Source organism: Pedobacter sp. NEAU-ZC8 (assembly GCF_059278965.1).
On the sequence record NZ_JCAJXC010000001.1, the window covers coordinates 196,156 to 218,645 of the forward strand.

A 22,490-nucleotide genomic window follows, 5' to 3' on the forward strand; every position below is an offset into this window, starting at 1 on the left:
GTGGTTGCTTTTAACAACACATAGGATTCAATCGATTTCGGCATGGTGTGTTCAGTCGCCGATCTCATCGTAGAAAAGATGGTTCGTTCTGATTCTGAGTTTAATAGTGAACTTAAACAAAAAGGATTACGTCAAATGATAAATACAAACTCTACGGACTTTAGTTATTCATGTGGGAGTGTCAGTGACAGGTACGACAATATAGGTACTTAGCTAGTTCCGTTCAGTGAAAATGTCTTTAGCTGCGCTAGTATAATAAATGGCTATGATTGCCGGAGAAATAGAACTTGGTAGGATTTAATATCTCATTTTATCCCCTAAAACATACCATGCAATCACCTCTTTCTCGCATAAAATCAAAGTTTCAGAACCTTTACTAGACGGCCGCTTAATTTTTTTTACCTCAAATTTTTTGGTTGTGTTCGAGGTAGTGATGAACACCCTCCATCGAACCCCCATCCCTCCCGAGAACCTCCGGTACCCCCCTTAAAGTCAGAATTTAGGTGGTCTAAGTCCTGTAAACTTAAGAGAATGAAAAAAAAACAATTCGAAGATGATCAACACCGTAAAAAACAATTGATTAAATTACCGTCAGAGTCAGAACCTTTAACATTAGTAGTTAAGATCCGCAAATGGACTCCAGGAGAGGAGAGGATCTTTAAGTATGTTTACGAGTTTTCTGAAACTGATAAGTACGCTAAGATCACTCGGGGTGAAGATGGGTGTGTAAAGGTTTTCATCGATGTCGGATTCGCAGCAAGTCCAAAAGCCGGTCTTCTGATTTCCGGAGAAGGTTTAGTTATTCCTCCAGAAGGGTTGACCATCAAACTTTAGTAGGGTTGGGGGCTCAAGAAGTCCCCATCTTTACACCTTTAAAGTTTGGCTGGGGTATGTTAAACATTGTAGGTTTATCCTAATGTCTCAACAGTGTCCATTCTTACTTGGGCACGCGATGGTAATGAAAATTATAATTGAAGACGAAATTAAAAGTTAGGACGATCGACAGAGAACTGCAGCTCGGTGACTCTTGTTTCAACTCACGAATACTTGCAAGCCAATTCAGGCATCTCTTTTCCTTCAAGCCACCAGCTTATATGTCATTTGCTCGCTAGAATAAGTCAATCTTCAATACTGAACCGGAGCAGTGTTTATACGCCGGGTTGCGGCTGGAGAGAACGCCAGATTCTCTTCAGTGTTGCGCTCTTCTTCCTCTTTTTGCCGTTCCTCTTCAAGTTCTCTCTGGCGCTCGGCGTCCTCTTGTCGCTCCTCCTCTAAACGTTCCTCTTCATCATCCTGATCCTGCTGGCGCTGTTCTTCCTCTTCAAGACGCTGTGCTTCCGCTTCCTCATCATCCTCTGGAGATCCGAAGTTTCCAGAACAGCCACCTTCTTCATTGATTTGGATAGAGTAATCTTTACCATCATAGGTACTGAAACTACAGGATCCATCTTCCTCAACATCCGGCGGAGCGAAATGTGAACTGTCTAACCATCCACCATTGGGCCAATCAATTTGTGTTAGCTCACCATCTTCAACATGAACCGTTAAGTTATAAGTGGAGGATGTTCCTGTTTCCGAATTGTAATATTCAACCGTAGCGCAATATTCCCCATCCGGATAGCCACTACTTGGTGCTTCCTCGTCAATACTGTGCCATGAGGCAGCAGATGAGCCTTCACCAGACTTGGAGTTGGACTTGCAAGCTAAAAGGACGATAGCAAGGCAGATGGTAACTAAGAGTTTGTTCATGAGAGCGAGTTTAAAGGTTATAACACTTACATCAATTTTATCCTAAGCAGCCTTATTATTTACACCGTCAAAGAAAGTGTTAACAAACTTCTTAACTTTCTCTAGCACTCGGTCTATCGTGTTTCTCCTTGTCAGGATCTTAGGCTTTTCTTCAAGCATATTCACAATCTCGTCACCTAGTGGCTCCTGCTCGGTGTAGAGGTAGTTCTCAATAACACCCTGAAGTTCGTTTGGCTTCAAGCGTTCCTCTGCTACAAGCTGTTCAAATGCATCAACACGCTCTTTGTCCCAGAAGGCGGCAAATGTTGGTGTCACATCGTAAGCGTTTGTAATATGAGGCATGTTCTCCGCGATAAACTTCTGGATCAGCTCCTTCTTACTTCGTAATTGAACACTTCCTTCTATGATATCCGTGATTTGTTTCTGACGCTGCTTCTTTGTATCGTCATCAGCTTCTGGAAGCTTGGCAAGCAGCGCAAGTATGTAATCCACATTGATTTCATCACGATGAATTAGCTCTAGCTCAAAGTCTACATCATCAAGTATAGAGACCTTTTCCTTGCCAGGCCCCTTGGATGCTTCATAGAGATCCAGGTATTTACTCTTGTAATCTTCAAACTCTTGGTGCTCCATCTCAATGTGCTCCGGATTAAAGTCCGCAAAGCTGGTCAGCACATTGTTAACTCGCATTAGTTCACGGAAGGCTTGTACGAAGGCCAATTTATCACGCTCACTAATCAGATCCGTTACACTGTCAACCGTTGGCGCTATCTTTAACAGTTTAGCGTATGCCTCATTGAACTTAGCCACATAGTCCTCATACGGCTCCATGATGATGATGTCTTTTGCATCTTTATTGGAAAATAAGGCTATGGCATCATCCGTCGCGCCCTTTAGGTTTCGGAAACATACAATATTGCCCTGTGACTTCAGCTCGTTGAGAATCCGATTGGTCCGGGAGAAAGCTTGAATAAGTCCATGGTGCTTCAAGTTCTTATCTACATAAAGCGTATTTAGCGTCTTACTATCAAATCCGGTAAGGAACATGTTTACAACCAGCAACAAGTCTACTTGCCGCTCTTTTACACGTTTAGCAATATCGTTGTAGTACAGGTAGAAGGAGTGACTGTCCCTTGTACTAAAGCTTGTCTCAAACATGGTGTTGTAGTCGGCGATGTAGCTTTCCAATGCATCACGACTATGAAGAGACTTATAGGAACCAGAAGGTTCTGCAGCCATGGGAAACAAATCCTCTTCAACCAGCAAGCCCTCCGCATCTTTATCATTTTCGTTTGCGCCGTATGAGAAGATCGTGGCAATGCGCAAGTTATGTTTCCCCTGCTGTTTGCTGGCTTTAAATAAGTCATAATACTTGATGAGCGCATCTATGCTACTTACACAGAACATCGCGGTAAAGGCCCTGCTGTGGGTTTTACGGTTATGATTATTGATAATGTAATCTGCGATCTTTTCCAGCCGCTTCGGACTTTCCAGTAATTCCTGCGTGTCAATGTCCTCTACAGGAATATCTACATAGGTGGGTTTATCCAGCTTGTCCTTGTATCGCCCAACATATTCTATGGAGAACTTTAACACGTTGTCGTCCTTAATGGCGTCAGTGATGACATATTTATGCAGGCATTCTTCAAATAGATCACGAGTAGTCCTTTTGCCAGCACCATTGGACATCGCGTTGTCAGCAAAGATTGGGGTGCCAGTAAATCCAAACATCTGGTGATTGTTGAAGAAAGCCTTGATGCGTTTGTGGGTATCCCCGAATTGACTTCTATGACACTCATCGAAGATGAAGATTATACGCTTGTCCTTCAGCGGCTCCATCCTACTTAAATAGCGTTTGTTAAACACTGCATTGTTCAGTTTTTGAATGGTCGTGATGATGAGCTTGGTCTCGTCAGTGAACTTAGTAACGAGCGACTGCGTATCGTCCGTTTCGTCAACGCTACCCTTGCTAAAGCTATTGAACTCTTTATTGGTCTGATAATCCAGATCCCTACGATCCACGACAAATACAACTTTATGCACCTTGGGAATATTCATTAGCAACTGGCTCGTTTTGAAAGAAGTCAGCGTTTTACCGGATCCGGTAGTATGCCAGATGTAGCCGTTCTTCTTACTGTGCATTACCCGGTCAACTAAGGCTTCTACCGCATAGTATTGGTATGGACGAAGTGCCATCAATACCTTGTAAGTCTCATTAAGCACCATATACCTGGTCACCATCTTAGCCAAATGACAAGGCTCGAGGAACACCTGGGTAAATGCTTCAAGCTGGGTGATGTTGCGGTTATCGGGATCTGCCCAGTAGAATGTCTGCTTGAAGCTAAGGTCCTGCACCCGGTTGTTTGCATAGTACTTGGTATTCACACCATTACTGATCACGAACAACTGCACGTAAAGGAATAGGCCATTAGAAGCACCGTAGGAATGGCGGTGATAACGGTTTACCTGGTTGAAAGCTTCTTTTAGTTCAAGTCCACGCCGTTTAAGTTCGATTTGAACAATCGGCAACCCATTAATTAGAATGGTAACATCGTACCGGTTCTTGTAAGTCCCTTCTACGGTTACCTGGTTCGTAACCTGGAACTCGTTCTTACACCAATGATCCTGATTTATAAACTCAATATATGCTATCGTTCCATCGTCCTTAGGTAGCGCATACTTGTCTCTTAGTATCTTTGCCCGCTCAAACACACTGGTGTACTTGTTTAAATGGTTTAGCACCTTTGCGAACTCTGCAGATGAAAAGGTGGTACGATTGTGTTTCTGTAGCTGTGATTGTAGATTTGCCGTTAGGGCTGGTTCATCCTTGATGGTAACCCGCTCATGACCCAAAGCCGCAAGCTGTTTTAATAGGTTTTCTTCAAGGACCTGTTCTGATTGCGTCGTCATTATCTTTTAAGGGGTTGCTTGTCCCAACCATTTAAGAAGCCGGGCTTGTAAATCGGGACGGTTGGATATTTGGTCGAAATTATGATCCTGTTCCAAAGCCCGGAGTAGTCAGTGATGATATTTCTGAGGTAGTTAAGTACTTCAAGCCAGATGGACAAATTGCTAAGGATCGCTCTGTGATCGAGCAATAATATCTGATCTGCTACGGCGTATGCGGGTTTGTCGGCCATAGCATTACAAAGAATGACCCGCTTGCAGTTCTAATGGTGTGCAAGCGGGTACTGTTAATACAAACGTAACGCTTAGAAAGCTGTTTTCCATCTCTAATTTCAAGCTTTGTGTCACTTCAGGGAATAAGTTAAACAAACATTTGCTGTAAAAGTCCTTTCTTGTACTGTTTAGTGAATTCAACCTGCTGGTCAACGTGCTTGATTTTATCATCCAAAGAGGACAAAAAGTTCGCTATTTTGGTTTGTTCTTCATGACATGGTACATTGAATTTAATCTTGCTAATCGTAGAGACACTTAGACTTGGAACGCCCGAAGCTTCATTGTATTGATACCAGTTTATTGTTTCAAACATGTAGAATACCCACTTTGGCTCGACATCATCTTTAATCTCAGTATAGAATAACGTATCAACTGTCCAAAAAGGAGTATTTATATATCTGGGTTTGTCAATCGTCCCTTTTCGACCAAGCAACACAGAGGGCTTACTATATAAGAAACGATTGCTTCTTCCAATTTCACCACCTGTGCCAAATATCGGGTAAATACCGTTAACGTTCGCCACTCGTTTCTGATCCTTACCATATCTGAAAGTCAATAAGTCCCCAATCTGTTTTTCCACCCATTCGGGGTACTCCGCACCATTCTCATCCTTAAACCGAATCTCCTGATTGAATATCTGCTGCATCACACCTTTTTTGTATTGCTCCAGCAACGCTTTCTTCTTGCTGAGCTGCTGAATCTTATCGTCTACTGAAGTTAGGAAAGTAGCTATTTTTTGTTGTTCAAAAAGCGTTGGAAACGCAACTTTAAACTGTTGTAGCTGCTTTAAGCTAATGTGAGGAATTCCGGAACTGGTGTTTACCTCGTCGACATACTTTTGAAACTCGGCAGAACTGATATGTTGATAAATGAATGGCAAGCAGGACATGGATTTCGATCGTAATCTAGCAACCCGCTGTATCAAAACGGCATTTTCTTCTCCTTTGGACACCATCGCATAATTTCTTCCTACCTTGGATCCATCCATGGGGATAACTAAATCACCTTCTTGCACAATAAACTTGTTAATTGGGTCAATGCTTTCCATGTAGAACCTGTCGATATCTCTACTATGCCGTATATATCCCTCTGTGATGTTAACACCTCTTAAGATCGGAGTTCCGCTAGGGTTCTCGGAGATATCTTCGCCTTTGATCGGAACTCCGGAGATAATCTCTACATGTGCACCAATATTATCTATTTTCCACTTCTCTTCAAAGCCTGGAAACCTGAGTTTCGGCACGTCTTCTATTTTGTTATTCATCTAACACGGATTACTAATACCCAACTCCTTACAATAGGCTGCAATCACACTATCAGCGACTCGCACTTCGGTTTCAACGGCCTTCAACTTTGCTGCAATCTGTTCGAGATCGATCGCCTCGTGCGCTTCAAAAGTATCCACATACCTGGGGATGTTCAAGTTATAATCATTCTCTTCAACTTCCTTCAGTGTTCCTGCATAGCTGTATTTTGGTGTAACTGCTCGGTCGCGATAAGTGCTTATGATCTGGTCAATGTCCTCAGTACGCAACACATTCTGGTTCCCTGCCTTGCCAAACTGCTGACTAGCATCGATAAACAAGATGTCATCGTCCACTTTACGGCATTTCTTGAACACCAGAATACAGGTTGGAATACTAGTACCATAAAAGATGTTTGCAGGCAAGCCAATCACTGCATCAAGATAGTTTCTGTCTTTGATCAGGAACTTACGGATATGTCCTTCTGCTCCGCCTCTGAATAGAACCCCATGCGGTAATACAACAGCCATTGTTCCATTCTCAGCTAAATGGTGAATCATGTGCTGTACAAACGCGAAGTCCGCCTTGCTTGAAGGCGCTAACTTACCATACTGGCTAAACCGGTCATCGCTCATGAACAGCGTGCTCGCACTCCATTGGGCCGAGAACGGTGGATTGGCTACGATCGCCTCAAAACGAAGATCAAGGTGCTGGGGATGTACCAGCGTATCTTCTTGTTTAATATTGAACTTTCTATAATGAACATCATGCAAGATCATGTTCATCCTGGCAAGGTTATACGTAGTTCTGTTTAGCTCCTGTCCATAAAAGCTGGAGACTTGCTCTACTTCCTTAGCTACTCGTAGAAGCAACGAACCCGATCCGCAAGTAGGATCGTACACTGATTTTAGTCTTGTCTTACCTGTTGCAACGATCTTAGCAAGCACTGTAGATACCTGTTGAGGCGTATAGAATTCACCGGCTTTCTTTCCAGCTCCACTAGCAAACTGCCCAATAAGGTATTCGTACGCATCCCCAAGTACATCAGAGTTCGCATCTTCAAGCTTGAAGTCAATCTTATCTAAGTGAGCAAGCACTTTAGAGATCAGTTCGTTCTTAGCGCTCTCTGTACGACCTAGCTTGGTTGAAGTAAGGTCGAGATCTTCAAACAGGTTGTCGAAATCATCCTCGCTGTCGGTACCCATGGTACTTTGTTCAATGTTGTGGAGGATTCTGGTGAGATCTTCAAGGATGAAGTTACTTCGGCCATTCCCATCCTCGTCCGCTGCCTTGGCATTACCACGTCTGGCAACTTCACTGAATAGCTCCGATGGCTTCAAGAAGTATCCTAACTTATCTATTGCTTCATCATGAACGGCTTGCAAGTAGGCTTTGCCGTCTTCTGTACTTTCATCCAGGCTGGTGTATTTGATGCCATCTTCTTCAAGAATCTCATCCGCATAGATGAGCATCTTCTCACTGAGATATTTATAAAAGATGAATCCTAATATGTAATCCCGGAATTCATCGGCATCCATCTTGCCACGTAGGGTATTAGCTATATTCCAGAGCTGCTGCTCCAGTTGTTTCTTTTGATCTTCAGACATTGATTGTTATAGTACAAAAATTTAATCAGGCAATATTAGGGAATTCAAAGTTCTACAAAGAATTACTGGCTACGATGTTTGTCACATCTTCAAGGCATGAGAGACATCAGTTAAACTATACTTTGTAGATCATTTGACCTTTAGCTCGAAGGTAAAGCTTTCCACTTGGCTTTCTACAGACACGTAAATCGTAGGCATTAAAGCGAGTTCCTAATGGGTGCTTTTTCCTTTCTTCTTCGCTACATTCAATCATTAGGTCTAATGGTAAATTTTGACCATGAATTGGCCTTACACGTATTCTTCCCGCACTCTTGTCATGAAAGTTCTCGCATACAATGTGATTTATAGTAGTTCCTTCTATTAGCGCGTTCATATAACGGTTTTACATGCGAATATAAAGAATGTTGTATATTGAACAATGTCTTACCTACAGCTCAAGTTAAAGATCGAAGTAAAGGCTGGCGGTTTCTTGTGGTTGGCTGTAAATGTTTATTTACCGACTATAAAAACAAAAGTACAGGAGGCACTTAAATGGGTTATCAATCTACCTTATGAATTTAGACAATAGCCAGGATTTTAAATCGCTCATCGAGACTGTCAAGCAGCTCGCCAGGGCCGAAGGAGACGACGACGTCGTATCACTCTTGAATTCAGCGGATCTATCGGTTGAACAGACGGGTTACGACAATTGGAATGGGGGAGTTTACTATTATACAATATACGTCAGGTTGGATGTGCCTAAATTTGTGGAGATAAAGCCAAGCCTTGATCGATGGGAGCAAATGTTGGATGTAAGATTCTCGTTGCCTATTCGTCACCTGGATTACCAGGGCATATCCAAGATAAGTATTATTCCGAAAGTGGGTTTGAATTTTTCACCTGAGTCAAATCCTCATCGCCCTTTATCGAAGTCAGAGCAGAAAAAACAGGAATTGCTAATAACTTATCTAGAAAGGAGTACCGAAGATGAACTCATTGAGGAGATATTAATTCCTTTATTTAGACAGGTGGGATTTCATAGGATTTCCTTCGCAGGACATAAAGACAAGGCCCTCGAGTACGGGAAGTATATCTGGATGAGGTTTACGCTACCTACACAGCACATTTTGTATTTTGGCGTACAAGTAAAAAAGGGAAAGCTAGATGCATCTGGAGTAAGCAAAGGATCAAACAATAATGTAGCAGAGGTACACAATCAAGTTTGTATGATGCTTGGCCATGAAATTTTTGATCCCGAATTAGGCAAAAAGGTGCTGGTGGACCATGCATTCATCGTCGCAGGTGGGGAGATTACCAAGTCCGCGCGAAATTGGCTGGGAGGGAAGCTTGATGCTTCAAAAAGAAGTCAAATCATGTTCATGGATAGGAACGACATACTGAATTTGTTTATTGTCAATAATCTTCCTTTACCAAATAGCGCAGTAGCGGACAATCCAGATGTACTCAGAGATAACGAGGATCTTCCCTTCTAGAATGTTAGTCGTTACCAAGATTTTTCAATCTTCCAGGTGTGTGCGGACTTAGTCTCTTACCTTCAAAGTACACGCGTTCATCCCTCATCTATTGCTATCCATTAACGCTCCAGTGATTGTAAACGCTAAGTACCTTATTCAGAAATGACAAAGATGGAAAAGAAGTTTTATAACGAAATGCAATGGTATTCGTTGAGGGCCCTTCAAAGAGGAGGTACGCTTCAGAGAGAAGGAGGGAGCTTCACAGAGCGTCCGACCGGCAAGTTTGACAGCCTCAACGATTGTGTCTTTCTCTCGCGCGTATCTTCGAGGTTGAAATTGAGAGAATCTTCCGTGTGAGCTACCTTATACAGGGTCTGAAACTGCTGTAAAGGATTGTACTCTCGTTTGTAATCTCTCGTTGTAATCAGAGGTTTTCGAGAGGAGAGACCGTCGTTAGAAACGCTCGTTTCGAAAACTACGTTAGTCTAGCTAATCAAAGTTAGTTGAAATTTTTCACATTTCGTCTTTATTTTAGTCATAAGTTACTAACATTTTATGGTATGTGTGAGATTCTCTGATCTTGCTGTACATCAGATTTGTTTCTTAATCAGAAATCAGAATTATTCATCCAACGTGTAAAGACCGCTCAGAGAGGCTCTCTATGACTTCTAAGGAGGAACTTTAAAGTTTTTGTACTCTTGTAAATCTCAGGGGCTAACTTGGATCGGTGCATGTACAATATTTCTTGTTCACATCGCTGACCGAGGAAATACCTTTGAGATCGCTTTATAATTGAAGTCTGTTTGTAGCTTGATTAGATTCTGCAACCCGTTGTCATCCAGGATGAGTAGATCCTGCTTTTCTATGCGAGCAATTTCTTTATATAAGGAGTCGGTTGCCTTTGCATCATGCAAGAATGTAAAGAGCTTTGATGTATTATAATAGGCTATCTTAGAGTCTGTTGCGAAAGTCTGATGACCAAGCGCTGAAGCGATGAAGCTTTTGCCCACTCAGTGGGTCTGGTGATGACATCGGTATGCTCGTGTTACGGCTGACTTTAGATTGAATGTTACAATCAGCTTGGGTACGCCCACTGAACTTCAGGCTACGGCGAACACTGTTTAGAAGGGGTACTTTTTGCTGATTTTCGCTTGCCTCCACATAGAGGTGTAGCCACTTCCAGCAAGCACAGCGATGAACAGTTCTGCTGGCCTGGTTGCTCCTGTTTGTCAGTGAGCAATAACCTGTCTCCTGCATAGTCAATAAGTAATTTCTCTCTCATGATCTTCTTCATTTGAAAAGAGGTATGCTGAAAAGCGAATGCTTTTTGAAGATGTTCTTTGAATTGCGTGTGGCCATATTCATCAGGATACTTCTTGCGATAGTGTTCCCAAATACCTAGGTAAGTAAACCCGGATTGTTTAAGTGCTTTTCTGGTAGGTGGGTACAAGATCCTGGAGATCCTGGTAAGCTTACGGCTTGTTGAATACCGTTTTATTGGCTGGTATACTGATATGACTGGACCAGCATCACCAATGCAGGTGGCCCGCTGTTTCTTTCTAGAAAACCTTACAATTTTGACGTTTAATCCTAAACTGACTTTAGAACAGGACATGCTGTAGATTGAAATATAGAAAGGTTCGTATACTGTTTAGCTGGCAGTTGAATCCAATAGCAGATTCATAGCTGCAGTGTTATTTGGAACTTTAAAAGGATTGTTGAGTGGAGCAGATACTTAAATTGGATTTGGTTATGGCTTAGGAAAAAAGTACACCGGTAAAGCTTTTGCGTCGTCTTCGCGGGGGTTGTTGGCTGAACTATTAGAAGACTTTTATGCGGCTGTATCGACCTGAATTAAGCCTTGGAAGAGAAGATATGCTGGTGTTGAACTTGCCTGGCGTGATTTAAAAGGTTTTCGTTGAGCGGTTGAAATTGTAGTTCGAATTCTACCGGAAAATGCAGATGTTCTGTTTCGACGTTGCAGTACGGAGACTAGCATTTAGTGTAAGGAATTGTGTTGTCAAAAGAGTGAGTACAAAACGGTTGTTCTCCAGTTTTACTCTTCAACCTGGACACTACACAGTTCTATTTAAAACGTCTTTAAAAAATGTTCCATCAACATCATGTAGATGGTTGTCTGGTCGTTCATTTCTTGATGGTGTCTAATCTTAGCTTGTATCAAAAATGCTGTTCCCCGCCCTGGGTTGCTACCTGCTTACGATTCGTTATGAAGAGACTCGGGATTTCATTACTATGAATCTTCGTGGCTTTAAGTAACATTGAAAGAAGGGAGAATGCTTCCAGTGTTAGGAAACAGGGAATTTTTCTAGTTACTTGTGTGAACTACAAGATTGTGTGGGAGTTTGAGAATGAAGTTCAAGCTCAAAATATGTGGTATGTTTCGAGCAAACAAAGCTAAAACATCGCTTAGCTTTGTTTGTATATCTCAGCTCCAATTTGGACATCAAGTAAGAGGTCCTTGGTTCTGGGCGAGGTAAGAAGCAAGGGAACTCTGATCCCAATACTCCAATTTACTTTGAACTGTTGATTCAAAGGTGACATCAATTTCACCTCTGAGAAGGTGGCTTTGGACAATCCTTTCGCACGCTGATGTCCACTGACCGCCGCTATGGAGCGTTTGCCGGAGTTTAAATTCTGCTCTTTTTTTCTCAAACTGTTCCAACTGGAAGTATAAATTCCACTCAAAATTGGGTCGCTCTTTTGTTAATAGATCGGCTAAATGATACATCCTTGAGGGGAAGTCCAATGATTCAACTTCCATCATTTGGAGCCAAAACGATACTTCAATCCCGCCGGTTAAAAAACTTTGTGCGTCGAAAGCCTCGAGTGGAATTTCGATGGCCATTGTAGATCCTATCTCCTTATAAACCAGATGGTCGTCAGTTGCGTAGATCAGGCATTTTTTTAATGAACTGCCTGGATCAAGAAGATTATCCGTGTCTTTGTCAAAGAGCAACTGAACTGGGTAGGCGTTATTCACTTGCTCACGAGGAATTGGCAAAGTTCCTATATAGGATACATCTATTGTTAATAGGGGTTTAATCTTAATCATAATAAGTGCTGTGGTGATTTTAATGGATTTTCGAATAAGTTGATTTAGTAACTAGTTCTTGTAAAAAGTATGTTCCGAGGACTTAGATTTAACACTCGGTCTTATTTTGACTTGAGCCACTTTGTCGATCTCTGATTTTTTAAAGTAGATGATTCGAGAAAGTTTGTAGTAGGGGAGGTAACCTTGATCTTTTAAGTTGTGAATAGTTTGAATACTGCAACGCAGGTACTCAGAAAGCTCTTTTGTGTTAAAGAGTAGTTCATCTTGAGAGATAGGGTGACTATTCTCATGGTGTAAATGCATATTTGATATTAGTTGGTCTAATTTCAACTCTATTGCATCTAATCTGTCGGTGATTGTAGTGAATGGATTGTACATCTTGTTGTTTTTTGATGTACAAATATAGATCTTTATTATGTGAGTTCTATAAAAATAGAGGTTGTTTTTTGAGTTGATGAATGTATTGGTCTGTGTTTTAACGAGGTAAATTAGTGTACTGGATGTTATTTCATGTAAATGCTTATATTTGCACTATCTATAATTAAGTATGAAATGAGCAAAAAAGGTCTTCCTGAAGAGGTAGTAAGAAGTATCAAAGAGATGTCGATTAACGGAGTTCTTCCTCAAGATGTAGCGACAGCTTTAAAAATTTCTGTCTCAACTGTTCATCATTATAAAGGTATTATGAAGCGGGAAGGCACTTCCTTTCCAGATTTTAGAGGTCAACGTCCAACAAAGGATGAAAACGTTGCTGAAGGCGATGACTTGCCGACATTCATCGTTAACGGAACTAAAATTTCGATTACAGGAAAGCCGTTGTTAATCAAGATCGGTCCAAAGACGGTCGAAGTAGATTATTGATTATCTTGTATAGGTAAAACTTTTATACGTAGAATAGGTCTACAAATATGTCTTTAGCTTGGCGTACGTTATAAGAACTTTTAAAAGCATAAACGGTAATTACCGTGAACACCTTCGAATCATTGAGGCAGCTTGAAAATCCATCTGAATAACCCGGTCTCTGCAGTCCTAGCCGGTACAAAGGATTACATGTCTTATCAATATGCTCACTAAGAACGCCGTTTCAGGAGCAACAGGTTCGATGTACCTGCTGACCACGATCGATGCACCTCATTTTTTCCTTTATCGATTGGGAACTCAAACAACTGTCTGCACTTCAAGCCTGCGTTAAGGTGATCATCGTGGCAACATGATTTCTTAGTTTATAAAGAAAACAAATGGAAGATTTATAGTCCTATGTTATCCAAAAAGTTCGCAAGCAGGTGAGCCCTTTCTTCGTTTGTTGCTCGTATATACTTGAGAAAGCTCTTTTCTGAACTATGTCCAGTTGCAGACATGATCAGCATTGGAGGAACTCCGGCTTTGAATAGATTGGTAGCATAGCTGCGTCTGCAGGTATGGCTGGAAATCAAACTGTGAAGTGGGTACTTATCCCAGCTATCTTGGTTACCTTTGGTGCTCTTGACTTTTGTCATATCGGTAAGTCCTGCTTGCTGAGCGACAAACTTGATGTATTCGTTGAATTTCTGGTTCGATAAGGTCGGAAGACCCTCAGGATATTTTGCTAAGATGGGCTTGAGACCTTTCATAATCGGAATGGTCACTTTCGCTCCGGTTTTCTTTTGTTCAACTCTGATTACGTTCCTCTCAATGTTTTCATTTCGAAGGTCGGAAAAGTTACCGAACCTTAGTCCTGTATAACAACCTACAAGAAACAAATCTCTTGTTTTCTCTAAAACGCTGTACGAGATCTTTTCTGTTGTCAGACTTCGGTTACCCTTTTCATCTATGATCGCTTTACCCTGCTTATCCCGTGCTATAATGTTTCTGGATATATACTTGGATCTGTCAGATAAATCAAGCTCTTCTATAAGCCTAATTTGATCAAAACTCAAGTAGATTGTATCACTTTCATAACTTGGAATTACGAAGTCCTGAGCCCTATATTTTTCGGGTTTAAGTTCATTCATCAGTGACTTGATATCTTTGATGTAGCCACCAAAGGTGCTGACTTCCTTGTTTTCAACAGTGTAGCAATAACTTCGGAACTTTTCATAGAAACTCCTATTTATGTCATTGAAAGTCATTGTTTTTATGCGATGAGCGTGCATGTATCTTCTGATGGCTGATAGGGTCACTCCATAGTTTTTAATCGCATTATGTTTGTATCTTTTGCCATTTTCCCTGCCTGCTTTAGTAATAAGTCTTCTCCCTGTTTTACAATCATCAATGAACTGCTCAAAATAGGATATGAAGTCATCTGACATCCCGGTGTCTGTCTTTAGTTCTGCCTGCTTTGGTTTGTAAATTAGGTCAAGCTGATCACGTACATACTCTTTGCTTAAATCGCTCCCCCTTGTTTCATTTACAATCTTAACTGCATCTAACGCCATACTTAGTAGGCGTGTATTCAGAAGGTCTGCGTAGGGGGCGTTGGTTTTGACTGGCTTTATTTTGTCACTAGTATTGCACTCGGGTCTGAAGAACTTTTTTTCAATGCTTACCTTGGTGTAGTATTTCAATCTTAGACCACCAAATGAGTAAAGCATGTCGATGGGATACTTAGCTACATCCTTTGATGTTTCGGACTTGATGTTTTTATCACCTGATGTTCTCAAGTGAAATTTTGGAGTTGCCATGGTAGATCAGCTTTTTGTGGGTACAAATATGAGGACACTTTTTTGTTTATTCCAATACCTTGAGATAATTTAGTTTTGTCCTGAAATGCCGTATACAAGCCGTTAGACCGGTTTTTGTCAGACAACGTTAGTTGAGTTTAGTTGAGATTATAGTGGGTGCGTACTCTGCTTCCGGGTACAACTTCTCCTTTGCCAGATCTACCTTCCTTGGCAGCATCAAGCTTTCACCGAAAAGATAAAGCCTATTCCGTAGACGTTTTCAATCCTCACACCGCGGGAGGAACGAAGCAGCTTTCTTAATCTAGAAATAAAGACATCCAAACTGCGGCCACGGAAATAGTCATTTTCTCCCCAAACCTGCATCAGAATATCTGATCTTTTTATAATCATGTTCTGGTGATTATTCAGGTACTCTAGAAGTTCGGCTTCTCTTTGTGTTAGTTGTATTGAGTTTGCTTCTTTTATGGATAAAGTGAGTAGATCTTTGTTCAAGAGCATATCTCCAATACGAACATGAGCGTTAGACAGCGTTCTTTCCATCTTTTGCCTGGAATGCTGCTGTTGGCGGCGTACGATATTCTGAATACGTAAAACAAGCTCGTCCACGTCGAATGGCTTCGTAATATAATCCATAGCACCAATTTGTAATCCTTTTAGCCGGTCTGACTTCTCTTTGCGGGCAGTTAAAAACAGAAAATAGGCATCCTCGTTTATGGGGATGCATTTTTCTGCAAGTTCAAAGCCATCCATGTCGGGTAATTGAATATCAATAATCATTAACTGATAAGCCATGGGCGCAGTGTTGTATAGCTCTAAGGCCTTTTTCGCCGTTGTACACCATTCTACCTCGAAATTCATGAGTTCAAGGTATCTCCGGGTGACGTTGCCTAGATCGACTTCATCCTCGATGTATAAGAGTTTAGTCTTCTGTTCTGAATTCATCAGGGATAAATATTATAAATTCACTTCCGGTGCCAACCTGGCTATTTACAAGCATTTTCCAGTTATGAATACGAATACATTGCTGCGCGTAATAGAGTCCTAAGCCGAGCCCGCTTACATGCATCATTTCTTTTTTGTTTGCTCGGTAAAACTTATCGAAGATATTGTTTACTGCCGATTTTTCCATTCCGATGCCATTGTCGGCAATCATGAGCTGGAGACCACCGTCATTTTTAGTCAGTTGAATATAGATTGTTTTTTCAGCTTTATCGTTGTATTTTATTGCATTGTCAAATATGTTAAACAACATGGTGGTAAACCAGAACTCATTCAAGCATACCACCTGTGCTTCTTCAGTGATATCCAACAGTTTGATATTGGCCTGTTCCTGAGAAACTTTCAACTTATAACTCTGGAGAACCTCCTTAAGTAGTACCACGACATCGGTTTTTTCTTTTTCAATGGTCATACTGTCGATTTTGGTGATGTCAAGTACTTGTCCAAAGAGCATTTCAAGACGCTTAGACTGGCGGGAGATTACTTCAGTAAGTTCTTTAACGCTGGTTTTATTGGCAAGTACCCGCTCATTCTCCAAGCTCTTATTTGCCACCATGATGGTAGCGATTGGTGTATGAAATTCATGGGTAATGCTGTTAATGAAATCGGACTTCATTTCCGTTAGCTTTTTCTGTTGGATCCAGTTTTTAAAAGTGACATAATAGATAAAGATTACTGCCGAAAGCGCAAAGAGCGTAAGCAGCAGAATAGGCGAGGCTGACTTTAAAATTTCAAGCTGCCGATTATTACTATCGACATAAATCGCGAAGCTTAAATCATAGGAGTACTGCAGGGAGGAACCCAGAGAAATGCTAAAACATCTATTCTGAGGTAAAGGGCTTGCCAGGGCTCCATCTAACATATAGCCTAAATCTAATTGCCTTTGATCGTCAAGAAAGGGGTATTCAGCTTTAGGTTCATATAAGGTTGTGACCACTCCTGGGCCAAATCGAAGTTTGATGCCGTTGATTATGAGTAGATATTCAAGATTGTCATGGAGCTGATATTTCTTTTTCACAGCCTTGAAAATGGAATCCATTGGACTATGCGTTTGTAGTTGGAAGAACAAACTCTTCAATACGGAGTCGGTAAATGGATTGCGTAGCGAATGATGTTTCTGATATTGGCGCTCTAAATCGCGCATGTTTTTCTCCAAATGCGTACTTACAATCTTATACCCTCCAGGATATATGTTTTCGTGGCTGGTTAACTCCTTGAATTCTTCAGACAGGAATGTCTTCTCATATGAGCGGTATTGCTGGTCTTCCAGTACATAGGTGTTGTATGTCAGGTAGAATAATACTGCCACAAGTGTAATAAAGCTTAACAAAGCAACAATCTGGTGCTTTTTCAAATCAGTCATCGCCTAAAATTACTGAAATCCAGCAACTGTTTGATCCTATTAACAATCCGTTAAGTTTTCATTAACAAAATCGATATAGTATCCCCATAATTTTATCAGCTACAGTCAATTAAATACTTAACCAATCAACAAGATGTTTAAAATTCTAACTAAAAGCCATGAAGTGTAGCGCTCCTGTTCCAGACAAGTCAACTACTAAAAAAAGAAATTTCAAGACCGCATTTTTATTCCTGATGCTTTTCATAGCAGCAAATGCCGGTCGGGCTCAGGAAGGTCAGATCAAGATCACCGGTACCGTCAAAGACGAATTAAATCTCCCCCTTCCCGGAGTAAGTGTCAAAAACCTACAAACGAGTGCAACCGCAGTGACGAATAGTGATGGTAAATTCAGCGTGCTTGCCAGCCGAGGCGATTCAGTTCGGATAAGTTATGTAGGTTACCTGGATCATTTACTTAAAATTAACAACATAATAGATTTTAATGTTGTACTAAAGGCTGCTGACAACAGCTTGAACGAAGTTGCAATTGTCGGATATGGTCAGCAAAAGAAGGTGAGCTTGGTGGGTGCACAGTCATCCGTTAATGTTGAAAACCTAAAGTCGCCGGTCGCAAACCTTAGCGCCTCTTTAGCTGGGCGGATTGCTGGCGTAGTGGGTGTACAACGTACAGGTTTACCAGGAAGTAATACTGCAGATGTTTGGATTCGCGGTATTTCAACCTTTAATTCTTTAAACGCCGCCGGTCCATTAATCATTGTAGACGGCGTGCAAGGCAGGAACCTTAATGCCTTTGATCCAGAGGATATCGCATCTTTTACTGTGTTAAAAGATGCTTCTGCTACAGCCGTTTACGGTGCGCTGGGTGCAAATGGCGTGATTTTGATTACTACTAAAAAAGGCCGCACAGGAGCGACATCCCTGTCATTCAACTACAATCAAGGCTTTGTTTCTTTTACGAAAACACCGGAACTGGCAAATGCTGAGCAATATATGACGTTGCGTAATGAAGCGTTGATCGCTTCTGGTTCACAGCCGGATTATTCAGCTGAATACATTGCCAACACCCTAAACGGAGTAGATCCGAACCTATATCCTAACGTAGACTGGATGAACACGATTTTCAAAGATCAGTCGGTAAATAGACGCTTCAATTTTAGCGCGCGTGGTGGTTCTGAAAGCACACAATATTATTCCTCGTTGGCATATTACGATGAAACCAGTTTGCTGGAAACGGACAACCTTCAGCGTTACAAGGCCGATGCCCGTTTCAGGAGGTATAACTTCACGTCAAATGTCGACATGAACTGGACCAAAACCACCAAGTTCTCCCTGGGCATACAAGGCTATATTACCAACACCAATATGCCAGGTGTGGGGCCGCAAACCGCATTCAACAGCATCATGCAGACCAATCCGGTATTGTACCCGGTGATGTTACCTGGGAACCTTGTTCCAGGAATTAATTCATCCCGCGACTATCAGCCGAATCCTTATGCCCAAATAACCCAGACCGGTTATACCAATACTTTTCAAAGCCAGCTATATTCCAATGCAGCCATCAATCAGGATCTTGGGTTTGTGCTGAAAGGACTCTCTGCACGAGCTTTATTCTCATTTGATACCTGGAACGCACATACTATTGGCAGGACCAGAAACAGGACACTTTACGGCATAGATAAGGGCGACCCGTATGATGAGGATGGAAACCTTAGAACTGTTGTGCTTGCAAATGGTTCGGACCAACTCAATTATACTCGCTCGAATAGTGGTGACAGAAAATACTATGTTGAAGGTGCTATTAGCTATGATCGAGCTTTTGGGGAGCATAATGTTAGTGGAATGTTGCTTTATAATCAAACCAGCAATACAACTGCTTTCGCAGGTGATCTTACCTCTTCATTACCGATTAGAACACAGGGAATAGCGGGAAGATCAACTTATTCCTGGAAAGAGAAGTATTTTGGTGAGTTCAATTTTGGCTACAACGGCTCGGAAAATTTTGCGCCTGAGGAGCGATATGGCTTTTTCCCCTCGCTGGGTATTGGCTGGGTAGTATCTAATGAATCGTTCTTTAAACCCCTCACTGGTGTACTGCCCTTTTTCAAACTACGCTATTCAAACGGCTGGGTAGGTTCCGGAAGTGGCGGACGCCGCTTCGGGTATCTTACGATCATCAATGAAAACGGCGATTATGGCTATAACTTCGGTAATGGCCAGAACAATACAAATTACGCCGGTGTGATTGTTCAGGACTATGGTGCGAACGTGGTATGGTCAGAGTCACACAAGCAGGATCTTGGATTGGAGTTTAAAACCTTGAAATCTAAGCTTTCCATTACAGTAGATTACTTTAAAGAGCACCGCAAAGGGGTATTCCTGCAAAGGAGAAGTTTACCAAATTATCTGGGCCTACAAAATTATCCTTACGGAAACTTGGGTGTGATTGAAAACCGTGGCTTCGACGGAACCGTTGATCTTGCACCTTTTCAGATTGGCCAAACCAGCTGGACCTTAAACGGTACATTTTCATACAACAAAGACAAAGTTATTGAGAATGATGATCCAGTACAGCCTTTCCCATACATGGAGAGACGAGGCAAGAACTACCTGGCAACTTTTGGTTATGTAGCGGATGGTTTGTTTCAATCTCAGGAGGAAATTGATAATCACGCGAGCCAGGCGGTACTAGGCACACAGCGTGTAGGAGATATCAGGTATAAGGATTTAAACGGAGACGGTAAAGTAGATGCCAACGACATCACTAAGATTGGCAATGGTGATGTTCCCAACTGGGTGTATGGGCTCGGATTTAATGTTTCCTACAAAGGGTTTTACTTTGGTGCATTCTTTCAGGGCACAGCCGGGGCACAGCGCCTCCTCACGGGTGATGGCATAATTCCATTCAACAACAGCAATGGTGGTGAGCGCAGCAACTTGTTCGCAGCAGCGACAGACCGCTGGACAGAAGCAAATCCGCTGCAGAGCCCGCTGTATCCACGCTTAGCGTTCGGTAATTCAGCTAACCGGAATAATGCTGCAACCAGCAGTTGGTGGATCAAGGATGTAGATTTCTTAAGGTTGAAAACATTGGACTTCGGGTATAACCTGGCCTCCGGAACTCTGAAGAGTATCGGCGTAAAAACAGCAAGGATCTATGCGCAAGGCGTGAACGTCCTCTATTGGAGTAAGTTTAAGCTTTGGGATCCGGAGTTAAACACCGGCAATGGTGCTTCGTATCCGAACACCAGAACCCTATCACTCGGTGTTCAGGCGAACTTTTAATTATTGTGATTTGAGCTTATCTAAAATTTACATTTAGTATGAAAAAAATATTAGTAATGATTTTGATGGTCATCGGCGTGACTGTCTCCCCATCCTGTAAAAAATACCTGGATCAGGTGCCAGATGATCGGTTGACCATGGACGATATCTTTACTTCAAAGAAGTATGTCGATGAGTATCTTGCCAGCATTTATTCCAATATTCCCAACGAGTTGATGCAACGCTACATCAACAGTGACCACTCCGGGCCATGGATTGCTTCTTCGGATGAAGCGATGTATAACTGGGATTTCAATTATTCAAGGAATATGAATCAGAGTACCTGGGCATCGACCGATGGCCCTGTTTCAGATTTCTGGACAGATTATTATAAATCCATACGGAGTGCAACAGATTTCATCGACAAAATAGATGCTGCTAACCCGGTAGAGGTGAATGATGCTTTGAAGACAAGGTACAAGGCCGAGGCCAAGGCTCTTCGAGCTTTGTATTACTTCTGGTTAATTAGGATGTACGGGCCCGTTCCGCTGATCAATAAAGTGACAAGTCCGGACGCACCTTTGTCTGAGTTGCTTGTGGAGCGCAATACCTTTGAGGAATGCGTAAATTTTGTGGTAATGGAACTGGATGCCGCATATGCGGATTTGCCATTGCAACCCATCAATGATGAATATGGACGAATGACAAAAGGCATTGTGAAGGCCTATAAAGAACAGGCATTGCTGCTAGCTGCCAGCCCATTGTTCAATGGCAATACGGACATGGCTTCACTGGTAAACAAAGCTGGTATTCCTTTGATCAGTCAAACTTACGAACCGAATAAATGGAAGCTTGCAGCTGATGCTGCAAAGGCCTTTATAGATGAATTCGTACCCAGTACTTATGATCTATATTCTGTTCAGAATGGTGATCCCTTTATTGCTGCATATCTTTCATGCAGAGATATTTCCTTACTGAACTGGAACAAAGAGTGGATTTTCGGGCGTTCAAATTCTGGCGTGTATAGCTGGCACGATAAGACGCCGCTGCATAAAGGTTACACGACTGAGGTCCAGGGCTTTGGTGCACTTGGGGCGACTCAAAAGATGGTTGATGCATATTTTATGGGCAATGGGCTTGCGATTGACGTACCCGGCTCGGGTTACCAACAAGCTGGTTTTGTAGAATTTAAAGCTCCGTTTGATATCAAAGCCCGCAGTACCTTTGCACAATGGGCTAACCGGGAGCCACGGTTCTACGTTGGCATTACTTATAACAATAGCTACTGGTTGTACCAAGGCAGTAACAATCGCGAGGTAGTTACAAATATGGAATTTTCAGGAAACTCCGGCAGAAGTCAAAGTTCATCAGACATTTCACCTACGGGTTATACAGCTCGTAAGGACGTAACTAACAATGCAAACTCCCGTGGATCCATGTTGCTTCGGCTTGGGCAAATTTATCTGGATTATGCGGAAGCGCTGAATGAATATGAACCTGGAAATCCGGACATCCTTACTTATCTGAATCTGATCAGAAAACGTGCCGGAGTGCCTGCCTACGGAAATGCATCAGGACAGATCCCGGTATCCACAGACCAGTCTATTATGCGCAGTATCATCCGCAGAGAGCGTCAGGTAGAACTATCCTTTGAAAGTGTGCGTTACTTCGATTGCCATAGGTGGAAAATTGCGATGGAAACTGACAATGAGCCAGTCCGAGGGATGAACATGTATGCTGATGGATCGGCTTTCTATCAGCTCACCACGGTCGCTGACCGAACCTTCAGACAACGTGATTATCTCTGGCCAATTCCAAATGATGAGATCCTAAAAAACAGCCTTCTTGTACAAAATCCTGGTTGGTAGCGAGTGTTTGGTCTTAATCAATTGAATATATTT

17 protein-coding genes are annotated in these 22,490 nt (G+C 42.0%); 5 read left to right on the forward strand and 12 right to left on the reverse strand.

What is annotated here, in order from left to right; translation table 11 throughout:
• Positions 1-531 precede the first annotated feature (531 nt).
• Complete coding sequence (locus AC5WJX_RS00930; protein ID WP_494482961.1) at positions 532-834, forward strand: hypothetical protein; 303 nt, start codon at positions 532-534, stop codon at positions 832-834.
• Positions 835-1,125: 291 nt separating this feature from the next.
• On the opposite strand, the gene AC5WJX_RS00935 is transcribed toward AC5WJX_RS00930, so the two are convergent.
• The 5 genes from AC5WJX_RS00935 to AC5WJX_RS00955 form a co-directional block, all read right to left on the reverse strand.
• On the reverse strand, positions 1,126-1,749 hold the full coding sequence (locus tag AC5WJX_RS00935) for a hypothetical protein (RefSeq protein WP_494482962.1): 624 nt from the start codon (positions 1,747-1,749) through the stop codon (positions 1,126-1,128).
• 42 nt (positions 1,750-1,791) lie between these two features.
• Positions 1,792-4,659 carry a type I restriction endonuclease subunit R gene (locus AC5WJX_RS00940; protein ID WP_494482963.1) on the reverse strand — a complete coding sequence of 956 codons (2,868 nt, stop codon included), beginning with the start codon at positions 4,657-4,659 and terminating at the stop codon, positions 1,792-1,794.
• Entirely contained in the window at positions 4,659-4,889 is a 231-nt protein-coding gene (locus AC5WJX_RS00945; RefSeq protein ID WP_494482964.1) for a hypothetical protein, read from the reverse strand. Before AC5WJX_RS00945 ends, AC5WJX_RS00940 begins: the two co-directional genes overlap by 1 nt.
• A 128-nt stretch (positions 4,890-5,017) precedes the next feature.
• The gene (locus AC5WJX_RS00950; RefSeq protein WP_494482965.1) at positions 5,018-6,193 is read right to left on the reverse strand and encodes a restriction endonuclease subunit S; all 1,176 of its coding nucleotides are present in this window, start codon (positions 6,191-6,193) and stop codon (positions 5,018-5,020) included.
• Entirely contained in the window at positions 6,194-7,780 is a 1,587-nt protein-coding gene (locus AC5WJX_RS00955) for a type I restriction-modification system subunit M (RefSeq protein WP_494482966.1), read from the reverse strand.
• 551 nt (positions 7,781-8,331) lie between these two features.
• Between AC5WJX_RS00955 and AC5WJX_RS00960 the strand changes: the two genes are divergently transcribed.
• Positions 8,332-9,252, forward strand: a complete 921-nt coding sequence (locus AC5WJX_RS00960; RefSeq protein ID WP_494482967.1) for a hypothetical protein — start codon at positions 8,332-8,334, stop codon at positions 9,250-9,252.
• A 731-nt stretch (positions 9,253-9,983) separates the two neighbouring features.
• Here AC5WJX_RS00960 and AC5WJX_RS00965 read toward each other — a convergent pair.
• From AC5WJX_RS00965 to AC5WJX_RS00980, 4 genes are all read right to left on the reverse strand, one after another.
• The gene (locus tag AC5WJX_RS00965) at positions 9,984-10,244 is read right to left on the reverse strand and encodes an ATP-binding protein (protein ID WP_494482968.1); all 261 of its coding nucleotides are present in this window, start codon (positions 10,242-10,244) and stop codon (positions 9,984-9,986) included.
• 95 nt (positions 10,245-10,339) lie between these two features.
• On the reverse strand, positions 10,340-10,849 hold the full coding sequence (locus tag AC5WJX_RS00970; RefSeq protein ID WP_494482969.1) for a hypothetical protein: 510 nt from the start codon (positions 10,847-10,849) through the stop codon (positions 10,340-10,342).
• An 849-nt stretch (positions 10,850-11,698) separates the two neighbouring features.
• Positions 11,699-12,307, reverse strand: coding sequence for a hypothetical protein (locus AC5WJX_RS00975; RefSeq protein WP_494482970.1), 609 nt, complete (start codon positions 12,305-12,307; stop codon positions 11,699-11,701).
• 51 nt (positions 12,308-12,358) lie between these two features.
• Positions 12,359-12,685 (reverse strand): helix-turn-helix domain-containing protein, encoded by a 327-nt coding sequence (locus AC5WJX_RS00980; RefSeq protein WP_494482971.1) that lies wholly within the window; start codon positions 12,683-12,685, stop codon positions 12,359-12,361.
• 174 nt (positions 12,686-12,859) lie between these two features.
• Between AC5WJX_RS00980 and AC5WJX_RS00985 the strand changes: the two genes are divergently transcribed.
• On the forward strand, positions 12,860-13,168 hold the full coding sequence (locus AC5WJX_RS00985) for a hypothetical protein (RefSeq protein WP_494482972.1): 309 nt from the start codon (positions 12,860-12,862) through the stop codon (positions 13,166-13,168).
• A 386-nt stretch (positions 13,169-13,554) separates the two neighbouring features.
• On the opposite strand, the gene AC5WJX_RS00990 is transcribed toward AC5WJX_RS00985, so the two are convergent.
• The 3 genes from AC5WJX_RS00990 to AC5WJX_RS01000 all read right to left on the reverse strand — a co-directional run bounded on the left by AC5WJX_RS00990 (position 13,555) and on the right by AC5WJX_RS01000 (position 17,329).
• Complete coding sequence (locus tag AC5WJX_RS00990; protein WP_494482973.1) at positions 13,555-14,967, reverse strand: site-specific integrase; 1,413 nt, start codon at positions 14,965-14,967, stop codon at positions 13,555-13,557.
• A 216-nt stretch (positions 14,968-15,183) separates the two neighbouring features.
• Positions 15,184-15,909 carry a response regulator transcription factor gene (locus AC5WJX_RS00995; protein ID WP_494482974.1) on the reverse strand — a complete coding sequence of 242 codons (726 nt, stop codon included), beginning with the start codon at positions 15,907-15,909 and terminating at the stop codon, positions 15,184-15,186.
• Positions 15,887-17,329: a sensor histidine kinase gene (locus tag AC5WJX_RS01000; protein ID WP_494482975.1), complete on the reverse strand. Its 1,443-nt coding sequence runs from the start codon at positions 17,327-17,329 to the stop codon at positions 15,887-15,889. Before AC5WJX_RS01000 ends, AC5WJX_RS00995 begins: the two co-directional genes overlap by 23 nt.
• A 158-nt stretch (positions 17,330-17,487) precedes the next feature.
• Here AC5WJX_RS01000 and AC5WJX_RS01005 point away from each other — a divergent pair, with 158 nt between their 5' ends.
• Both AC5WJX_RS01005 and AC5WJX_RS01010 read left to right on the forward strand, forming a co-directional pair.
• Positions 17,488-20,610, forward strand: a complete 3,123-nt coding sequence (locus AC5WJX_RS01005) for a SusC/RagA family TonB-linked outer membrane protein (protein ID WP_494482976.1) — start codon at positions 17,488-17,490, stop codon at positions 20,608-20,610.
• Positions 20,611-20,648: 38 nt separating this feature from the next.
• Positions 20,649-22,457 (forward strand): RagB/SusD family nutrient uptake outer membrane protein, encoded by a 1,809-nt coding sequence (locus AC5WJX_RS01010; protein ID WP_494482977.1) that lies wholly within the window; start codon positions 20,649-20,651, stop codon positions 22,455-22,457.
• The last annotated feature ends 33 nt before the right edge of the window (positions 22,458-22,490 follow it).